Raw genomic sequence first — 18,412 nt, 5'->3', positions numbered from 1 at the left:
CCTAGCGGATGTTCGGGTCGAAGGTGAAGATCACCAGCGTGCCCAGCAGAATCGTGAACACCGTGGCGGTGTACAGCAGGCCCTTCAGCCACAGACGCGTGTTCGCGCGCTCCGCGTAGTCGTTGATGACCGTACGCAGGCCGTTGGAGCCGTGCAGCATCGCGAGCCACAGCATCGCGAGGTCCCAGGCCTGCCACCACGGGGACGCCCAGCGGCCGGCCACGAAGGCGAAGCCGATCTTGGAGACGCCGCCGTCGAGGACGAGCTGGATGAGCAGGTGGCCGAGGACCAGGACGACCAGGACGATGCCGGACAGGCGCATGAAGAGCCAGCCGTACATCTCGAAGTTGCCGCGGGTCGACTTCGGGGTCTTCTTGGTCCGCTGGCGCGGGGCCTCGATGAGCGGGGCCGGGTTGTCGACGCTGTACGCCGAGAACTCGTCCGCGCCTTCGACGGGGCCGATGCCGGATGCGGCGGTTTCGGTGGTGGACATCTGTGTCAGCTCCCGAAGACTTCGCGGAATGCGTGTCCGAGGACGGGGTAAAGGGCCCCCACCATCAGCACGACCCAGATACCGACGACGGACCAGAGCATCTGCTTCTGGTAGCGCGGGCCCTTCGACCAGAAGTCGACGGCGATGACACGCAGACCGTTGAGCGCGTGGAAGAGGATGGCGGCGACGAGGCCGTACTCCAGCAGCGCGACGAGCGGCGTCTTGTACGTGGCTACGACCTTGTCGTAGTCCTCGGGGGATACACGGACGAGAGCGGTGTCCAGCACGTGTACGAACAGGAAGAAGAAGATGAGGACGCCGGTGACTCGATGAGCCACCCAGGACCACATTCCTTCCCGGCCGCGGTACAGCGTTCCAGCCGGCACGGAAAAACCCTCCGGGAGCGGGGATTGGGGCCGCGCCGGCTTGGGTGTCGGACGGGCCCGGCCGGGTACGGTCCACCGGCCCCGGCCATCGTAGCGACGACTTGTCGGAACGCTTACAGCGGCCCCACTGGTGTGATCAAACAGGCAATCAAACAGGCTCGTACGGGCTATAGGGATGCCCGGAATCCCTGTATTTCGACGATTCCGCCCTCACCGGCTCCTTCGCTCCCCTCCCCGTCCGCCTTGAACGTGTCCACCAGACGGGCGAGCCGGCCCCGGGCGAGGCGTCTGAGCTCCTCGGCCGCGAGGACGCGCTCCTCCTCGGGGTCGTTGGCGAGGCGGGAGCGGATTCCGGCGAGCACCTGGTCGAGAGCCTCCTCCGGGGCGAGGTCGTCGAGGCAGATGACGAACACATGCCCGAACCGGCTCTCGTACGCGGCGTGCGCGGCGCTCAGTGCGGTGTGGGCGGCGGAGTACGCGCCGTCCGGGAGCAGCGTGAGCGACTCGCCGGCCAGCGCCTCGGCGAGGTCGGCGTGCGTCAGGTCGTACGCCGCCTCGTCGGCCGCGGCGAGCAGTGCGTCCAGGTCCGGGTAGGGCCGGTGCTCGGTGAGGCGGTGGGCCCAGCGCAGGCTGCGGCAGCACATGAGAAGGGCGCGCTCGACGGTCTCGGCGGGCGCGGAGTTGAACCCCTCCAGGCGGGCCGGGGACGGCGCCGCGCTCTTCTGCTCGGGGAGGCGTGGGAGACGGTGCGGCGGCAGCGTGGGTCCTCGGCGGTGGTGTTCGCGTGACGTCCGATGGAGATCGCGCGTGATTCGGCAGGGGAAGGAGTGAGAGTTGTGATGCTCACGCTATCGAGGAGTGTCAGGAGCTGTCCGACGGATGCCCGAATTTCACCCGGACGGGAGTGTTTCGGAACGTGTGGTGGACGGTGGGGGTGGGGAACGGGGCCCTAGGTTCACTGAGGGACGGATGTACGACCTGGATGTGCGACGTGGATGTACGACCTGACTGTGCGACCTCGGCGGCGAAGTGAGTGGCGTGATGCGGATCGTGATGTGGGACGTGGCGGGGGATGGGTGTGCGGGCGCGGGTGGAAGGGTTTCTCGCCCCCTCCGCCCCTGCCTGTCCCGTATCTGCCCGGAGAGGCTGGATTTTCAGCCCGTCCGGCGTTTGAGGACGAGCGCGTCCAGCGCGACAGGGGGGTCTGGGGGCAGCGCCCCCAGGTACGGGACGGGCAGGGGCGGAGGGGGCGAAAAACTCCCGGCCGTCACCGCGTGGAGCGTGGCGCCATGAGCACCGGCCGGCGCCGCGCGCCGGGGCGGCGGATGCAGTGGGCCGTTGTCGCGGGCGGCGGCGCCATCGTCGCCGGGGCCGCCGCGCTCACCGTCGCGTTCTGGCCCGCCGGAGACAGCGGCGAACCGGCGGGAGCACGGGTGCCGTCGAGCGGTACGCCGGTGACCGCGTCCAGCACCGCACCGACGCCCACCGGCGCCACGCTCTCACCGACCCGGACGTACCCCCTGTCCCAGACCCCCCGCACCATCCCCGCCGTACGCGAACACACCCCCGCCAGGGGCCCCGGCTGGCGCCCCGCCACCGGCGCCCGCGTGGTCGTCGCCGACAGTGAACTCGCCGACGAGGGGCGGCTGCTCGCCGGCGAGCTCAAGCTGTCGTACGCGGGGGAGACGGAACCCCGGTCCGGGGACGTCGAGTTGGGCCTCGACGACGGAACCGGGGGGCAGGAGTCGTACACCCTCACCATCAAGAGCAACAGCGTCACGATCACCGCTCCCGGCGACGCGGGCGTCTTCTACGGCACGCGCACGCTCAAACAGGCGGTGTACGGCGGCGGCACGGCGCCCGAGGGCGTCGTACGGGACCGGCCCGCGAAGCCGCAGCGCGGGCTCATGCTGGACATCGCGCGCAAGCACTTCACGGCGGACTGGATCGAGGACCGGGTCCGGGAGCTGGGCGACCTGAAGTTCAACCAGCTCGGCCTGCACTTCTCCGACGACCAGGGCTTCCGTATCGAGTCCGACACGCACCCCGAGATCGTGTCGAAGCAGCACCTCAGCAAGGCGCAGGTCCGCGAGATCCTCGACCTGGCCGCCAGCCGGCACATCACCGTCGTCCCCGAGATCGACTCACCCGGCCACCTGGGCGCGGTGCTCGCCGCGCACCCCGAACTCCAGTTGCGCAACGCGGAGGGCGTCGTCTCGCAGGGCTCGATCGACATCTCGCAGCAGGCGTCCGCGGACCTGGTCGACGAGCTGCTGAACGAGTACGCCGATCTCTTCCCCGGCGCCTACTGGCACCTCGGCGGCGACGAGTACCGCGCCCTGACGGTCGCCAACCCGGCAACCTCCTACCCGCAGTTGGCCACCGCCGCAGTGAACACCTACGGCGCGGGCGCGGGCATCGCCGACCTCGCGACCGGCTGGCTCAACGGCCGTGCCGAGGTGATGCGCGGCCACGACCGGACGCTGCGCGCCTGGAACGACGGGTTCTTCCCCGGGGGCCAGGTGCAGGCCGACAGTGATCTGCAGGTGGCGTACTGGACGGGCAAGGAGATCGGTGCGCGCAAACCCGCCGAATACCTCGACGCGGGGCGCCAGTTGATCAACTACAACGACGAGTACCTCTATTACGTCCTCGGCCAGCCGCAGACCTTCGTCTACCCGACCGGGCAGCGCATCTACGAGCAGTGGACCCCGCTCGTCGTACGTGGCACGACCGCGGTCCCCACGAAGTACGACGGGCAGATCCTCGGCGGGAGCCTCGCGGTGTGGTGCGATCTCGCGGACTCGCAGACGCAGGACCAGGTGGCGGCGGGGATCAGGATGCCGCTGCGCGCGACGGTCCAGAAGCTGTGGGATTCCGGTGACCCCGCGCTGTCCTGGACGGACTTCAGGAAGCTGGCGGACCGGCTGGGCTGAATCCGGCTGGACGTGCGGGCAGGTCGGACCGTATGTTCCGCATGCTTATTCGATGGCCGGGTGTGCCCTGGGGAGGGGCTCGCCCGGTTACTTGTGTCAGGAGCCGGCAGGGGTTGCCGTGCCGGTGATTCGGGGGACATCCATGTTCTGCAAGCAGTGTCAGCACTCCACCGCGTCGACGCCCGAGGGCCTCTGCGCCGACTGCGCCCAGCAGTCCTCACCCGCCAAGGTGTCCGCGTCCACGGGACCGTCCACGGATCCGTCCGCGGGCCTGCCCGTGGCACCGCCCCTGGCACCGCCCGTGTCCGCGGGGCCCACGCTGCTCCCGCACGGCCCCGCGTGGCTGCGTTCGCCGGTCGGCCTCGGCAAGGCCGTCGCGATACTGCTCGGCCTGGTCGTCGCCACGGACCTCTTCGCCGTCTATGCCGACATCGTCACGTACGACGTGACGGGCTCCCTTGCGGGCGGCGACTACAGCGACGCCGTACAGCGAGAGGCCGAACACGCCGACAGCCTCTACGCCTTCGGCGGCTACACGCAGATGGCCTCCCTCGTCGCGGCCGCCGTCGTCTACCTCGTCTGGTTCCTGCGCGTGCGGGTCAACGCCGAGGTGTTCAATCCCTTCGGGCACAGCAAGAAGCGTGCCTGGGCGGGCTGGAGCTGGTTCGTGCCGGTCGTGAACCTGTGGTTCCCGCGCCGGATCATGCTGGACATCTGGGACGCCAGCACCGCGGTGGGCTCACGCGGTTCGCACGGGCTCGTCAACGCCTGGTGGACGCTGTGGATCGTCTCGCTGTTCGCCGACCAGGCAGGGTCCCGCACCTACACCGCGGCCGGGACGCCCGAGGAGATCCAGAGCGCCGTCGGTCAGATCATGTTCGCCGACGTCACCGACATCGCGGCCGCCGTGCTCGCGATCCTCGTCGTGCTGCGGCTGACGCGGATGCAGGACGAGAAGGCGCGCCAGGGTCAGGGCCCCCTGCCGGTCGCCGTCTGAACCTGGGGCGGATTGCCCGATTAGGTAGCCAACTCCCTTACGCCTGTGGTGTATTCGGCGCGAGCCGAACCGAGAGACCGGGGGGACCGGAATGGGCTACTGGGGGTACTACGTCGTGGGCAGGAGCGAGCGGCCGCTCGCGGAGCTGGACGCGCTGGCGGCGGCGCCGGGCATGGTCCTGCAGGCCACGGCGCCCGACGGCTGGCAGGTGTGGGAGTACCCGAGCGGCGACGGGGACGTCGGGAGCATGAACACGCTCGCCCGGGAAACCGGGGCGCCCGCGCTGTTCGGGTACGTCATGGACAGCGACTGCGTGGTCGTCGAGGCGGCCGCGCCGGAGAGCGGCGCGTGGACGACCTGTCTCGCGCGGCCCGCGATGGCCAGATACCTGGGAGACAGTGAGGAGGGGCTCAGCGTCGACGACTATTTCCTGGAGCCGGCCGACGCCGCCGAACGCGCCGTCGCCTGGGCCGCCGAGGCCGGCCACACGGTGGTCGCGGAACCGCTGCTCCGCGTATTGACCGCAGAACCTGACCCGTTGGCCGAAAATCTGCTATTCCGGTTCCTGGACCGACTTGGCGTCGTCCCTTTGTGAGCTCCTGTGACACTCCCGGCCTGTCGCACGCAGTAAGGGGAAGTGCGGGCTCCGTGAGAAACAGGCGCCCTGTCGCGGTGTTCACGGAGTTCGAGTAGTTCGAGGGAGGCGCTATGAGCCTGGTGGAACTGATCGCTCAGGCCGATGAGCGTGGGCTGGCGGCGAGCGGGCTGGCTTGTTTGGATCGGTGCGTTCCCCTGCTGGGTGGCGACGACGATGTTCTGCGGCCCCTGTGGACGAGCCTGGTGGACGGGGACGGGTGGGGGGAGCGGGTCGCCAAGGCGCGGGCGGACTTGGGGGAGTTGGGCGAACCGGAGGGTTCGGAGGAACTCGACCTCGACCTCGGCCTCGGCTTCGGGGCGCGGGGCGGCTCCGGCTCCGGCACCGGCATCCGGGCAGGCACCGGCATCGGGGCAGGCACCGGCATCCGGGCAGGCACCGGCATCGGGGCAGGCATCGCGGCAGGCACCCGATCCGGCGCCTCGCCCGACGACCAAGCCGCCCTCCTCGCCCGCCACATGCTCGCCACCGTTCCGGTCGAGCACTCCGCCGATGCGCTCAGGACGTGGGCGGACGACTGTTCTGTGGCGGCCCTGCAGATCCACGACCTCCTCGACATCGCCGCCGGCGGCACGTCCTTGGCCGAGGCCCGGCGAGAGGGCCGTACGGAAGGCATGTCCCCGCTCGTCGCCGCTGAACTACGGCGCCAGATCGCCATCCTGGAACTGCTCGCGGACCGCGGCGCGGGCGGCCTCCGGCTGGTCCTGGGGCAGTCGACGGAGGGGCGGCGGGTGCTGCGGGCGGTGGTGTCGCGGCGGGCACGGGGGCGGGCGTAGGCAGTGCCGGTTCCTTGTCGGGTACGGTGCCGCCCGCCTCGCACGGCCGACAGCCCAACCGTCGACAGCCCGACCGCCAACACCCGACCGCCCAACCGCAGACAGTCCGCCGGTCGACAACCTCACCGCCAACGCGCCCAGCTCTCCGACCCCTTCGCGCCGTAAACCTCCGGCCTGCGAGAGTCTTGTGCTTGTCCTGCGGGCGCCGTGGGGCGATATCGGGCCGGTGTCGGGGAGCAGCCGGATCGGAGTGACGAATTCCGCGCGGAGGGCGCTCTTCCGAGTGTGGACGCAACTCGAGCAACCCGGCCCCAAGCTGCGACGAAGCCCATCCGGTGGGCGGCGGACGCAGTCGCGACGATGCGTGAGGGCGCCCGGCTGCGCCTGGACTACTCCGCGCAGAGTCTGTGGCGCGTCGACCGGCTGATCGAGGAGATACGGCAGGAGGGAGCGCCCTACGCCGCCGTCGAGACGGTGTTGCGCGGTTTCGGGGCGTACGCCGGTGAGGTCGTCGTCCGGAGCACGGGCGCGGAGTGGTGGGTGACGGGCGGCGACCACTGGATCCGTACGCCTGACGGGCGGTTGTGGGACCCGATGGACGAGGCCCGCCGCTGCTACGCGGGCGACGGTTCGCTGCGGTTGCTGTGCCGAGAAGCCACCCGGTGAGCTTCTGAACCGGCCCGGCCCGGCCCGGCCCGACTCCACCCGATCCGACCTGTCCCGACCCGGCTCCGCGATGTCCAGGGGGAGTGACAGGCCCCGCCCTCGCCGATGGCAACGGCCGGGGCCGCCACCCCCCACAGGAGAGGCCCCGGCCGTCGCGCGGCACGGGCCGCGCGGCGGCCCGTACTTTCTACTGCGCCGCCACTGCGTTTTGTGTCACACCTCGCACCGTTAGCGCGTAGTTGCGTGTTGTACGAACATGGACGGGGAGCGGTTTCACGCCGTAACGTGCCATTCGCGCCGAGGTGCGGAGAGCGGACGACCGTACCCGCGAGGGGCCTTGAGACCGCAGACATCAATTGGGCAACCACGACTGAGCAACCACGACGGCGAGTACCCGGCCCGCGAAAGCGGCGCCGGCTTAGGCGCAAAGAGGGGCGCGCGCGGTGCTGGGGGACGACGCGGAGCTGACTGCCGCGGTGCTTGCGGCACAGGACGGGGACGAGACCGCGTTCCGGACTGTGTACCGCGCGGTGCACCCGCGGCTGCTCGGATACATACGGACGCTGGTCGGCGACCCGGACGCGGAAGACGTCACGTCCGAGGCCTGGTTGCAGATCGCCCGTGACCTGGAGCGGTTCAGCGGGGACGCCGACCGCTTCCGCGGCTGGGCCGCCCGCATCGCTCGCAACCGCGCCCTCGACCACATACGGATGCGCGGGCGCCGCCCCGCGATAGGCGGCGACGAGACCGAACTGACCGGCAAGGCGGGCGAGTCCGACACCGCGGGCGAGGCCATCGAGTCCCTGGCCACCGACCGGACCCTCTCGCTCATCGCCCAGCTCCCCCAGGACCAGGCGGAGGCCGTCGTACTGCGCGTCGTCGTCGGCCTCGACGCCAAGACCGCGGCCGAGACCCTCGGCAAGCGCCCAGGCGCGGTGCGCACCGCGGCGCACCGCGGTCTGAAACGGCTCGCGGAGCTGCTCGGCGACGATCCGGAATCCGCCGGGGCACTCGGCGTCGTACCCCCACAAAGAGAACCGCACGTACGTGCGGTGACGTCCGCCGGTGTGACGCATACGCGTTCGCGGACGCAGAAGGACATGTGATGGCCGACGAGCGCTGTGTCTTCCCGGGGGAAAACCCGCGGCCCCCCGGCCGGTGGCTGGACCGCGAGGCCGCGGAGCGGCTGCTGCGCGGAGAACCCCTGGAAGCCGTCGACGCCCATGACCGGAACCAGGTGGCCGAACTCGCGCAGGCACTCGCCGCGCTGGTCCCGGGCCCTGCGCTCGGCGATGACGAACTTCCCGGCGAGGCATCCGCGTTGGCCGCCTTCCGCAAGGTGCGCGCGGACGCGGACGGTGCGGTGGAGCAGCAGGCCCCGCGCGGTCATATGCGCTCCGCCTCCCACATCACCGGCGGCTACTCCTCCGACGCCGGTCTCATACGTCTGGGACGTGCGGACCTCGGCGGTCGCCGGGTCCGCTGGGGCCGTCCCACGCGCCTCGGTCTTGCTGCGGCGCTGGCCGCCGGGATGATCGGCGGGGCCGCGGTCGCGGCCGGAACCGGAATGCTGCCGACTCCGTTCGGTGACGACCAACCCGGCCCCACCGCCTCGGTCACGGCCGCGGCGACACCGGAGCGGCCGCTCGTCCCGCCGTCGCCGGACGTCCCGGGCGACGGTGGTTCCCCGGCCGGGACACCTGACGGCGCCACAAGCGGTTCGTCCGTCGGCGGCTCCTCGAAGGAGGAGGCGGGCGGCCGTGCCCCGGACGGGCAGCAGGGCTCGGACGGCGCGGGGGAGCCGGGCCACACCAGCGACTGGTGGAGCCGGACCCGCTCGTCGTGCCGCGACGTCCTCGACGGCAAGGAACTGGACGCCGGCCGTGAGCGCGTTCTGGAGGACGCCGCGGGAGGCGCCGGCCAGGGCCGGCTGAAGAAGTACTGCACCGAAGTCCTGGACCGGGCGGGCACAGGCGCCGACGACAGCGGGAAGAACCCCGGGGACGGGGACACCAAGGCCTCGGACGGAAGTCCGGACGCGACCGGGGAAACCCGCTCGGACCAGGGCTTCGGTCAGGACTCGGACGAGGGCGCCGCCCCGGGGGACGGGGAGAGTGACGACGACGGCAACCACATACTCCCGCTGCTCCCGCTACCGCAGGGCGGCAATGGCGACGGCAGCAAGGACAAGGATGATGACGACGGCCGTGGCCACCATCACGGCAAGGACGAGGACGACCGCGGTAACGGCCACCGTGGCAACGATGTCCTCGGCACCGGCGTAATCGTCACCCCGACGCCCGCACCTTCCCCCTCGGCCCCGGTCCCGGATCTCGCCGAAACCTCCTGACCTGCGGGTTCGTTTTCCGCCGACTTTCCAGCGGCCCCAGGTGTGACATTTTCAGCCGCGGTGGCGCAGTAGTGAGTGAGCCGACTGGTCATCGGCCCTCGCACCGAGCCAGGGTTCCCCCCGTACCCATGGCTCGGTGCACCTCGGCGCGGGCGGGACACGTTCCCCCGGTCCCGCCCGCGCCGCCTCACTCTCCGTGCCCCACCCTCCGCACCGCGCGTCACCAGTAGACGACGACCTTGTCTCCGGTACGGACCTGGGCGAACAGCTCCGCGATCTTCCCCTCGTCCCGGACGTTGACGCAGCCGTGCGAGGCGCCGAAATAGCCGCGGCCCGCGAAGTCCGAGGAGAAGTGGACCGCCTGGCCGCCGCTGAAGAACATGGCGTACGGCATGGACGAGTCGTAGAGCGTCGACACGTGGTAGCGCGACTTGAAGTAGACGCTGAACACACCTTCGCGGGTCGGCGTGTACTCCGAGCCGAACCGCACCTCCATCGTCGACACCGTCCGGCCGTCGATCATCCAGCGCAGCGTGCGGCTCGTCTTGCTGATGCACAGCACGCGACCCGTCATACAGCGCGCGTCCGGTGCGGCGGCCGGCTGCCCGCCGAACGCGTACAGCTCCCACTTTCCGGGTTCGTGCGTCATTTTCTGCAGCCGCTGCCAGGTGACGGTGTCCAGCTCGCCGGTCCGCGGCAGACCGCGCTTGCCCTGGAAGCCCTTCACGGCGGTGGCGGTCAGATCGTCGTACGTCCCCGTCGGCCCGTCGAAGAGCCAGGCGACCTGCCGCAGCCGGGCCTGCACCTCGCGTACGTCGGTGCCCTTGTCACCTTTGGACCAGAGGACCGCGGGGGCCGGTGCCGGGGTCTTCGACGGGGTGGCGGTCGGCTTGGGGTCGTCGGGGGTGGCCGTGGGCCGGGTCGTGGGCCGTGCCGTGGGGGTGGAGCCGGCCGTGCCGTCGATCCTTATCAGGGGCGGCTGTTTCCCGTCCGCGTCCCCGGCCTGCGCCGTACAGCCGCTGACCGCGATCAGCGCCGCCAGTGCGGCCAGCGAGCGCTTCCCGTGTCTCGTCATCCGTGGTGCCGTACGCATCGGACCCCCGTCGTGCCGTCGTGTGTCACTTGAGATGCTCCCCGCGCGTGCCCCGTCGCGAACTACACCGCATGGTGGAGAGCGAGGCCCATCAACAGGTATGGGCCCCATCAAACAGGTATGGGTCACCAACTAGGTATGGGTCACCAACCAGGTATGGGTCATCAAACAGGTATGGGTCATCAAACAGGTATCGGCCGGCTTCGGCGGGAGACACAGCAATGGCGCGCGAATCCGAGTCGGGTCTGCCCATCGAGCCGGTCTACGGGCCGGAGGCTCTGGAGGGCTGGGATCCCGCCGAGAAACTGGGAGCGCCGGGTGAGTTCCCCTTCACGCGGGGTGTGTACCCCTCGATGTACACGGGGCGTCCGTGGACGATGCGCCAGTACGCCGGTTTCGGCACGGCCGTGGAGTCCAACGCGCGCTACCGGCAGCTGATCGCCAACGGCACGACGGGCCTGTCGGTCGCCTTCGATCTGCCGACCCAGATGGGCCACGACAGCGACGCCCCGATCGCGTCCGGCGAGGTCGGCAAAGTGGGCGTGGCGATCGACTCCATCGACGACATGCGGGTGCTGTTCGGCGGGATCCCGCTGGACAGGGTCTCCACGTCGATGACGATCAACGCCCCGGCCGCCCTCCTCCTGCTCATGTACCAGCTGGTCGGCGAGGAGCAGGGCGTGCAGGCCGCACAGCTGACGGGCACGATCCAGAACGACATCCTGAAGGAGTACATCGCGCGGGGCACGTACATCTTCCCGCCCAAGCCCTCCCTCCGGCTGGTCGCGGACATCTTCAAGTACTGCCGGACCGAGATCCCGAAGTGGAACACCATCTCCATCTCCGGCTATCACATGGCGGAGGCGGGTGCCTCGCCCGTGCAGGAGATCGCGTTCACGCTGGCGGACGGGATCGAGTACGTGCGGACGGCCGTGGCGGCGGGGATGGACGTGGACGACTTCGGCCCACGCCTGTCGTTCTTCTTCGTGGCGCGTACGACGATTCTCGAGGAGGTCGCCAAGTTCCGTGCCGCGCGCCGGATCTGGGCCCGGGTGATGCGCGAGGAGTTCGGTGCGCGGAACCCCAGGTCGCTGATGCTGCGCTTCCACACGCAGACCGCGGGCGTCCAGCTCACCGCTCAGCAGCCGGAGGTGAACCTGGTGCGCGTCGCGGTGCAGGGCCTGGGCGCGGTGCTCGGCGGTACGCAGTCCCTGCACACCAACTCCTTCGACGAGGCGATCGCGCTGCCGACGGACAAGAGCGCCCGGCTCGCCCTCCGTACGCAGCAGGTACTGGCGTACGAGACGGACGTCACCGCCACCGTCGACCCCTTCGCGGGCTCCTACGTCATGGAGAGGATGACCGACGACGTGGAGGCCGCGGCCGTCGAACTCATGGCCAGGGTCGAGGAGTTGGGCGGCTCCGTCAGCGCCATCGAGCACGGTTTCCAGAAGGGCGAGATCGAACGCTCCGCGTACCGCATCGCCCAGGAGACCGACTCCGGCGAGCGGGTCGTCGTCGGCGTCAACCGCTTCAAGCTGGACGAGGAGGAGCCCTACGAGCCGCTCCGCGTCGACCCGGCCATCGAGGCCCAGCAGGCGGCCCGCCTCGCGAGGCTCCGCGCGGAACGGGACCAGCCGGCGGTGGACGGTGCACTGGCCGCCCTGAAGAAGGCGGCGGAGGGTGCAGACAACGTCCTTTACCCGATGAAGGACGCCCTGCGAGCACGGGCGACGGTGGGCGAGGTGTGCGATGCGCTGAGGGGGGTTTGGGGGACTTATGTTCCTACGGATGTGTTCTGACCTGCGTGATTGCTTCGTACGGGTGATCGGGAGCGGAAACTGCCCGCCCCCGATTACTCTCGTGAAGTGTGAGCCCTGAAAAGGAGGATGCCGTGGCCGTACTGCAACACGAGCTGACGTTGAGCGAAGCCGCCGACCAGCTTTCCCGTGCACTGCCTGGGCACCGCGTGGAGATTCTCCAGGGGAGGCTCACTGTGACACCGCCGTCGGACGGCTCGCACGCGCTGTCGCTGACGAAAGCGTGCCGGGCGCTTGAACGAGCGGGCATCGATGGAAGCGGGGCTGAATGGGCTCAGGGCATCGGCCTCTGGCTGCCCACATTGCCCGAGGATTTCGCGATCCCGGATCTCTCCATCGTTGACGAGGACTTCCGCGACGCCCACGTCACGAAGAACTACTACGCCCCGAACGTCTTCCGTCTGGTCGTCGAGGTGACGTCGTCGAACTGGTCCGACGACCTCTATGTCAAGGTCGAGTGCTACGCCCAGGCAGGCATGCCCGCCTACCTCATCGCGGACCGCAAGCATGACGAGGTGCTCCTCTACACCGACCCGGTCGACGGCAAGTACGCAGACCCCCAACGCTTCAAGCGTGGCCAGAGCGTGCCTTTGCCAGAGTCCGTCGGAGTGCGCGTCGCGTTCGCCGTGGACACCCTCCTCGACGGCGACTGACCGACCCGCGATACCCGGAGGAAGTGTGTCGTACCCCCGTGCGACACTCGATCCATGCTCGGTGTCCTCGACCTCCCCACGTACCTCGCAGGCCTCGTCCTGATCGTCCTCCTCCCCGGCCCGAACTCGATCTACGTCCTGTCGGTCGCCGCTCGCAGCGGCATACGCACCGGTTACAAGGCGGCGGCGGGTGTCTGGTGTGGGGACACCGTCCTGATGACCCTGTCGGCGGCCGGAGTGGCCTCGCTGCTGCAGGGGAACGCGCTGCTGTTCGGGATCGTGAAGTACGCCGGTGCCGGGTATCTGACGTGGCTGGCGATCGGGATGCTGCGGTCCGCCTGGGGGATGTGGCGGACCCGGAAGGCGCGGGCCGAGGCCCCGGCCGTGGTGACACCCGCCGAGGAGCGGCCCTTCAAGCGGGCGCTGGTCATCAGTCTGTTCAACCCGAAGGCGATCCTGTTCTTCGTCGCCTTCTTCGTGCAGTTCGTGGACCCGGCGTATGCCTACCCGGCCCTGTCCTTCGTCGTCCTCGGCGCCTTCGCCCAGTTCGCGAGCTTCCTCTACCTCTCCGCACTGATCTTCAGCGGTACGAAGCTCGCGGTGGCCTTCCGCAGGCGCAGGCGGCTCTCGGCCGGGGCGACCACCGCCGCCGGCGCGCTCTTCCTCGGCTTCGCCGTGAAGCTGACACTCGCCAGCGCGTAGCCGAGCGGCACCGAAGTGCGTAGCCGAGCGGCACCGAAGTGCGTGGCCGAGCGGCACCGAAGTGCGTGGCCGAGCGGCACCGAAGCGCGTGGCCAAGCCGCGCCGAAATGCATAGCCAAGCCGCACCGAAGCGCGTAGCTAAGCGGCGCTCACAACGCTGGCGGCGCCCACAACGCTCGCGTACTCCGCCAGTCCCTCCGTCGTCACGCCCGCCCAGCCGACGTACCCGTCGGGCCGCACGAGGAAGATCCCCGTGCCGTACGCCTCGTACGCCGGAATCCGGACCGTGCGGACCCCGGCGAGCTCCGGCAGCTCCGTGTCCGTGCCAACCGCGAGCAGTGTCCAGTGCGGTCCGCGGAACGCGTCGAAGAGGTGTACGCCGCCACGGATGCCGTCCGGTGCGCGGTCGCCCGCGTGCAGCGCGTCCTCGGGCAGTTCCTGCCGGGTCTCCACGGAGAGTGAGCTGCCGCGGTAGCCGAGGCCGAGCTGCTGGGTGGCCTCGCCGCGCCTGACCTCGCCGCGGTGGACCTGGGTGCTCAGTCCGAGCATGTCCGCGGCGTTCGGCAGCCGCTCCTCCTCGTAGGAGTCGAGGAGAGCCGGGGCCGCCGCGCCACTCAGCACCGCGCCGAGCTTCCACCCCAGGTTGTAGGCGTCCTGGACACTGGTGTTGAGGCCCTGGCCGCCCGCCGGCGAGTGGACGTGCGCGGAGTCCCCGGCGAGGAACACCCGCCCCTCGCGGAAGCGGTCCGCCAGCGCGGCCCGCGGCCGGAAGTCCGAGGCCCAGCGCACCTCGGTCACGTCCTCGGGGGAGAGGTGCGAGCGGGTGGCGACGACCTTGCGGATGCCGTCGAGGGAGAGGTCGACGTCCGTGCCCTCCGGGAACTGTGCCGCCACCTGGAAGTCCGCCGTCCCCGCCAACGGGAAGATCACCATGAACCCGTCGCCGCCGGAAGGCGGGAACACATGGATGTTGTCGCGGTCCAGGCCCGTGATGCGGACGTCGGCGACCAGCATCGGGTTCGGGTCCATGGACATGCCGGGCGCGCCGGTCATGCCGATGCCGAGCGCGCGCCGCACGACGCTGCGGCCTCCGTCGGCGGCCACGGCGTAGCGGGCGCGGACGGGAGCGCCTGCCGCGAAGGAGGCCGTCACTCCGTCGGCGTCCTGTGTGATGCCCACCAGCTCGCGTCCGAAGGCGACTCCTCCGCCGAGCTCCGTCAGCCGGGCGAAGAGGATCTCCTGGGTCCGCCACTGCGGCAGCATCAACGGCTCGTGGTACGGCTCGCCCTCCGTCGCCTCGGTCTCGTCGGACATCCGGTGTTCGCCCACGCGCTCCCCGTCCTGCCAGATCACCCCGAGGGGGTAGGGGCCGCCCGCCGCGCGGACGGCGTCGAGTACGCCGAAGTCGTCGAAGACCTCCTGGGTGCGGGGCTGAAGACCCTTGCCGCGTGAGCCCGGGAAGAGCCCGTCGGTGCGCTCCACGACGAGGGAGCGCGCCCCACGCCGGGTGAGGTCGAGGGCGAGCGCGACCCCGGTGGGGCCGGCGCCGACGATGAGTACGTCTGTGTCGTAGGTGTTCGTGTCGTAGGTGTTCATGACTCTCTCCTTAACGCTGTTAAGTTCCTTGTGCCGAAGCATGCACTTAACGGCGTTAAACTGTCAAGCGTGGCTAGTCAGAGATCTCCCAAGCTGGACAAGAAGCAGGTCGTCGAGACCGCGCTGAGGCTCCTCAACGAGGTCGGTCTCGACGGGCTCACCCTCCGGGCGATTGCCAAGGAGCTGGACGTCCAGGCCCCCGCCCTCTACTGGCACTTCAAGAACAAGCAGGCCCTGCTCGACGAGATGGCGACGGAGATGTACCGGCGGATGATGGCGGGCGCGCGGCTGCCCCCGGACGCCACCTGGCAGGACCGGATCCTTGCGAGCCAGCGCGGCCTGCGCGCGGCGCTGCTCGGCTACCGCGACGGCGCCAAGGTCTTCAGCGGCACCCGCTTCACCGGCATCGAGCACGCGGTCGACATGGAGGCGAACCTCCGCGCCCTGGTCGAGGCGGGCTTCACCCTTCCCCAGGCGGTCCGCGCCATCGCCACGGCCCACTACTTCACCCTCGGCTTCGTCACCGAGGAGCAGGGCGTCTGGCCGGTGCCGGGGGAGCGCCGCGAGGGCTACGACGTAGAGGAGCGCGCCGCCCGCATGGCCGACTTCCCTCTCGCGGCGTCCGCGGGCACCGAGGTCTTCCAGAACTACGAGGAGGGTTTCGAGGAGGGGCTGCTCCTGCTGATCGCCGGGATCGGGGCGCGGTACGGGGTCGCGTGAGAGTGCCGCGCCGCTGCTGCCGGATCAGGCGGCAGCGGCGCGGAAACCCGCTCAGCGCCCCGTCGGCCAACTGGCGGCGCGGGCCCGGCGGATCGCCCGGGTGACGATCGGCGGCAGCACGTCCAGGGCGATGGCGCGGGCGACACCGCGGCCCGGGGCAGGCGTACGGCGGCCCTGCGAGGCCTGACGGGACTGCCGGGCCTGGTGAGACTGTGGCGCGGCGGCCGGGCTCGACGTCACCGGTTCCGGATCCGCCGGGAGCTCGGCGACGACAGGCTCGGGGCTCTCGGTCTGGTGCCGGGAGGGCGGGAAGTCCGGGGCCCGCATGCCCTTGGACTTGAGGCGGATGATGCGGTGCCCGGCCGCCTCCTGGACGCTGAGGTGGCAGTCGTCCCGCTCCCGGGCCATGGCAAGCAGCTCCTCCTGGACGGATGCGGGATCGTCCCAGGTTCCGTAGAGCTTCTGGGCGCTCAGGCAGACCGGGTGCAGACCCCTGCTGAGCACGGCCTCCCATGCGGCCACGGCGACGCCGGGCGTGTGCTCCGAGCGGAAGTCGTCCAGTACGACGATGCCGCCGGGCAGCAGTGCGTCGCGGGCCGCCGCGATGTCGCCGTACACGTGCTCGTACAGGTGCGAGGCGTCGATGTGGACGAACCGGCAGGAGCGGGGCTGGATCTCGGCCGGCACCAGCGAGCTGGGGCCCTGGAGGACGCGGGGCAGTTCGTCGTGGAAGGAGAGGTAGTTCTCCTCGAAGGCGCGCCGGGTGAGCGCGGCGTACGACTTCGTCGACTCCGCCTGATTGGCGTTGTCCGGGGCGTCCCCCTCGAAGAGATCGCAGACGGTGTAGCGCTCGCCCTCCTGGCGGTGGCGGCCCAGGAAGATCGCGCTCTTGCCCATGTACACACCGACTTCGAGCAGGTCGCCCCGCAGCCCCGCCGACTCCTGCCGGTCCAGGCACCAGTCGAAGAGCATCTGGTCGAGAACAGGGAACCAGCCGGGAACGTCGTCGAGCCGGCGGGGCGGGCGGATGGCGCCTTGTGTGGCAGTCATGAGGAGAGAAGCACTCCCTTGTGCGGCAGTCCCAGGAACTTGTGAGAAGCCTATGGGTCGGGCGAGAAGTGTTTCCGCGCCTGCCCGGAGAGAGAAATCCAAACTCGCGACAAGGTAAACGTGGGGTCAATATAGGCGGTGTCCGGCTATGTCGCCCGGTGGCGTGGTCAGGGCCGCGGCTCGGCCAGTGCGGAGCGCAGACGGGGTGTCAACGGCTTCTCCACGTGCCGGTTCAGCAGCCAGGCCAGCAGCAGCATGGTCGTGACCGTGAGGAGGAAGGCGGCGTAGGAGGGGATGTGCAGGGTCTGGTGGTAGGCCCTGATGGCCACCCAGCCCAGATGCTCGTGGATGAGGTAGAAGGGGTAGGTCAGGGCGCCGGCGACGGTCAGCCACTGCCAGTTCGCCCAGTTCAGCCAGCCGAGCGCGATCACGGTGACGGCGACGAAGCCGAGGGCGACGACGAGCACGATGCCGAACGTGGTGCGGTGGGCGAAGGCGTTCGGGTCCGCCGCGTTCCACAGTGAGCGCACCGCGAAGTGCTGCCCGATCAGGAAGCTGACGGCCACGATGCCCCAGGCGTAGACGTCGGTCCGGTCGCGGTGGACGAGGTAGAGGCCGACACCGCCGATGAAGAACGGCGCGTACTCAGGCATCAGCACGATGTCCAGCAGGGGCATCTGCGCGCCCTGTGCGATCGCGTACGCCAGTGTCCAGCCCGCGCAGAAGAAGATCACCCGCTGCCTGGTGGCCCCGGGCAGCACCACGAACAGGGCGAACAGCGCGTAGAACCGGATCTCCGCCCAGAGTGTCCAGCAGACGCCCAACACCCGGTCCACACCCAGGGGTTGCTGAAGCATCGTCATGTTGACGAGGGCGTCGCTAGGCGACACCGCGTGGTGGGCGACCACCGGCAGCGCGAACACCAGCGTCACGAGCGCGACCGCCGCCCAGTAGGCCGGCAGCAGCCGTGCGGCGCGGGAGGCGAAGAACGACTTCAGGGGCCGGCCCCAGCCGCTCATGCAGATCACGAACCCACTGATCACGAAGAAGACCTGGACGCCGAGGCAGCCGTACGTGAAGAGTGTGTGGAGCGTGGGGAACTGCTGCTGGGCCGAGCTGCCCCAGGCTTTGGTGACCTCACCACCCCGACCGCCGTAGTGGTACAGGGCTACCATCAGGGCGGCGACCAGTCTCAGCCCGTCCAGGGCGCGCAGCCGAGTCTCCCGAGGCGTCGCCCGCTCCGGCGGCGGCGGTGCGTCGGTCGCCGTTCGGGCGGTGATGGTCGTCACGGAAATCCCCTCGGCGGGCGGGTCTGCGGTTGGGTCGGCCAGCACGTTAGTCCGAATCACAGGCAAGACATGGCTGACAGGCCAATGATCTCTCTTCCGGTTCCGATGGGTTCACCTGGAAGTCATTGATCTTCCCGGATTTTCTCATCATTGCCCCCGGACAGGTAAGTGTGCGCAAGATCGTGCCAACGGCTTTTGGGCAGTGGTGAACACGGCATTTGCTCGGCAAT

At 69.9% G+C, this 18,412-nt stretch carries 18 protein-coding genes; 11 read left to right on the top strand and 7 right to left on the bottom strand.

What is annotated here, in order from left to right; genetic code table 11:
- Nucleotide 1: 1 nt before the first annotated feature.
- The 3 genes from ACFVKT_RS28800 to ACFVKT_RS28790 all read right to left on the bottom strand — a co-directional run bounded on the left by ACFVKT_RS28800 (nt 2) and on the right by ACFVKT_RS28790 (nt 1,637).
- On the bottom strand, nt 2–493 hold the full coding sequence (locus ACFVKT_RS28800; protein ID WP_385736783.1) for a succinate dehydrogenase hydrophobic membrane anchor subunit: 492 nt from the start codon (nt 491–493) through the stop codon (nt 2–4).
- A gap of 5 nt (nt 494–498) precedes the next feature.
- Nucleotides 499–879 (bottom strand): succinate dehydrogenase, cytochrome b556 subunit, encoded by a 381-nt coding sequence (gene sdhC / locus ACFVKT_RS28795; RefSeq protein ID WP_266455538.1) that lies wholly within the window; start codon nt 877–879, stop codon nt 499–501.
- Between the two features lie 167 nt (nt 880–1,046).
- A complete protein-coding gene (locus tag ACFVKT_RS28790) occupies nt 1,047–1,637 on the bottom strand; it encodes a 2-oxo-4-hydroxy-4-carboxy-5-ureidoimidazoline decarboxylase (protein ID WP_385737323.1) in 591 nt (196 codons plus the stop codon).
- A 531-nt stretch (nt 1,638–2,168) separates the two neighbouring features.
- On the opposite strand from ACFVKT_RS28790, the gene ACFVKT_RS28785 reads away from it, so the two are divergent.
- The 7 genes from ACFVKT_RS28785 to ACFVKT_RS28755 all read left to right on the top strand — a co-directional run bounded on the left by ACFVKT_RS28785 (nt 2,169) and on the right by ACFVKT_RS28755 (nt 9,259).
- Nucleotides 2,169–3,815, top strand: coding sequence for a glycoside hydrolase family 20 protein (locus ACFVKT_RS28785; RefSeq protein WP_385736780.1), 1,647 nt, complete (start codon nt 2,169–2,171; stop codon nt 3,813–3,815).
- A gap of 142 nt (nt 3,816–3,957) precedes the next feature.
- Entirely contained in the window at nt 3,958–4,812 is an 855-nt protein-coding gene (locus ACFVKT_RS28780; RefSeq protein WP_385736777.1) for a DUF4328 domain-containing protein, read from the top strand.
- A 91-nt stretch (nt 4,813–4,903) separates the two neighbouring features.
- A complete protein-coding gene (locus tag ACFVKT_RS28775; RefSeq protein ID WP_385736774.1) occupies nt 4,904–5,407 on the top strand; it encodes a hypothetical protein in 504 nt (167 codons plus the stop codon).
- A gap of 113 nt (nt 5,408–5,520) precedes the next feature.
- Nucleotides 5,521–6,243, top strand: a complete 723-nt coding sequence (locus tag ACFVKT_RS28770; protein ID WP_385736772.1) for a hypothetical protein — start codon at nt 5,521–5,523, stop codon at nt 6,241–6,243.
- Between the two features lie 285 nt (nt 6,244–6,528).
- Nucleotides 6,529–6,909 (top strand): hypothetical protein, encoded by a 381-nt coding sequence (locus ACFVKT_RS28765; RefSeq protein ID WP_385736769.1) that lies wholly within the window; start codon nt 6,529–6,531, stop codon nt 6,907–6,909.
- Nucleotides 6,910–7,352: 443 nt separating this feature from the next.
- Nucleotides 7,353–8,015, top strand: coding sequence for an RNA polymerase sigma factor (locus tag ACFVKT_RS28760; protein ID WP_385736766.1), 663 nt, complete (start codon nt 7,353–7,355; stop codon nt 8,013–8,015).
- Nucleotides 8,015–9,259 carry a hypothetical protein gene (locus tag ACFVKT_RS28755; protein WP_385736763.1) on the top strand — a complete coding sequence of 415 codons (1,245 nt, stop codon included), beginning with the start codon at nt 8,015–8,017 and terminating at the stop codon, nt 9,257–9,259. Before ACFVKT_RS28760 ends, ACFVKT_RS28755 begins: the two co-directional genes overlap by 1 nt.
- Before the next feature lie 220 nt (nt 9,260–9,479).
- Here the strand turns inward: ACFVKT_RS28755 and ACFVKT_RS28750 are convergent, their stop codons facing one another.
- Nucleotides 9,480–10,334 carry a L,D-transpeptidase family protein gene (locus ACFVKT_RS28750; protein ID WP_385736760.1) on the bottom strand — a complete coding sequence of 285 codons (855 nt, stop codon included), beginning with the start codon at nt 10,332–10,334 and terminating at the stop codon, nt 9,480–9,482.
- 239 nt (nt 10,335–10,573) lie between these two features.
- On the opposite strand from ACFVKT_RS28750, the gene ACFVKT_RS28745 reads away from it, so the two are divergent.
- The 3 genes from ACFVKT_RS28745 (at nt 10,574) to leuE (ending at nt 13,527) form a co-directional block, all read left to right on the top strand.
- On the top strand, nt 10,574–12,154 hold the full coding sequence (locus ACFVKT_RS28745; protein ID WP_385736757.1) for a methylmalonyl-CoA mutase: 1,581 nt from the start codon (nt 10,574–10,576) through the stop codon (nt 12,152–12,154).
- Nucleotides 12,155–12,246: 92 nt separating this feature from the next.
- Nucleotides 12,247–12,825, top strand: coding sequence for a Uma2 family endonuclease (locus ACFVKT_RS28740; RefSeq protein ID WP_385736754.1), 579 nt, complete (start codon nt 12,247–12,249; stop codon nt 12,823–12,825).
- 54 nt (nt 12,826–12,879) lie between these two features.
- Nucleotides 12,880–13,527 (top strand): leucine efflux protein LeuE, encoded by a 648-nt coding sequence (gene leuE, locus ACFVKT_RS28735; protein ID WP_385736751.1) that lies wholly within the window; start codon nt 12,880–12,882, stop codon nt 13,525–13,527.
- Between the two features lie 138 nt (nt 13,528–13,665).
- On the opposite strand, the gene ACFVKT_RS28730 is transcribed toward leuE, so the two are convergent.
- Complete coding sequence (locus ACFVKT_RS28730; protein WP_385736748.1) at nt 13,666–15,123, bottom strand: FAD-dependent oxidoreductase; 1,458 nt, start codon at nt 15,121–15,123, stop codon at nt 13,666–13,668.
- Nucleotides 15,124–15,192: 69 nt separating this feature from the next.
- On the opposite strand from ACFVKT_RS28730, the gene ACFVKT_RS28725 reads away from it, so the two are divergent.
- Nucleotides 15,193–15,843: a TetR/AcrR family transcriptional regulator C-terminal domain-containing protein gene (locus ACFVKT_RS28725; protein WP_385736745.1), complete on the top strand. Its 651-nt coding sequence runs from the start codon at nt 15,193–15,195 to the stop codon at nt 15,841–15,843.
- Nucleotides 15,844–15,894: 51 nt separating this feature from the next.
- Here ACFVKT_RS28725 and ACFVKT_RS28720 read toward each other — a convergent pair whose 3' ends face one another.
- Nucleotides 15,895–16,893: a class I SAM-dependent methyltransferase gene (locus tag ACFVKT_RS28720; protein ID WP_385736742.1), complete on the bottom strand. Its 999-nt coding sequence runs from the start codon at nt 16,891–16,893 to the stop codon at nt 15,895–15,897.
- Nucleotides 16,894–17,060: 167 nt separating this feature from the next.
- Nucleotides 17,061–18,182, bottom strand: a complete 1,122-nt coding sequence (locus ACFVKT_RS28715) for an acyltransferase family protein (protein ID WP_385736739.1) — start codon at nt 18,180–18,182, stop codon at nt 17,061–17,063.
- Nucleotides 18,183–18,412 lie beyond the last annotated feature (230 nt).

The organism is Streptomyces sp. NPDC127595 (assembly GCF_042671685.1).
Taxonomy (GTDB): Bacteria; Actinomycetota; Actinomycetes; order Streptomycetales; family Streptomycetaceae; genus Streptomyces.
The sequence above is the reverse complement of the archived record's forward strand: the minus strand, read 5'-3'. Positions and strand labels throughout refer to the sequence as shown.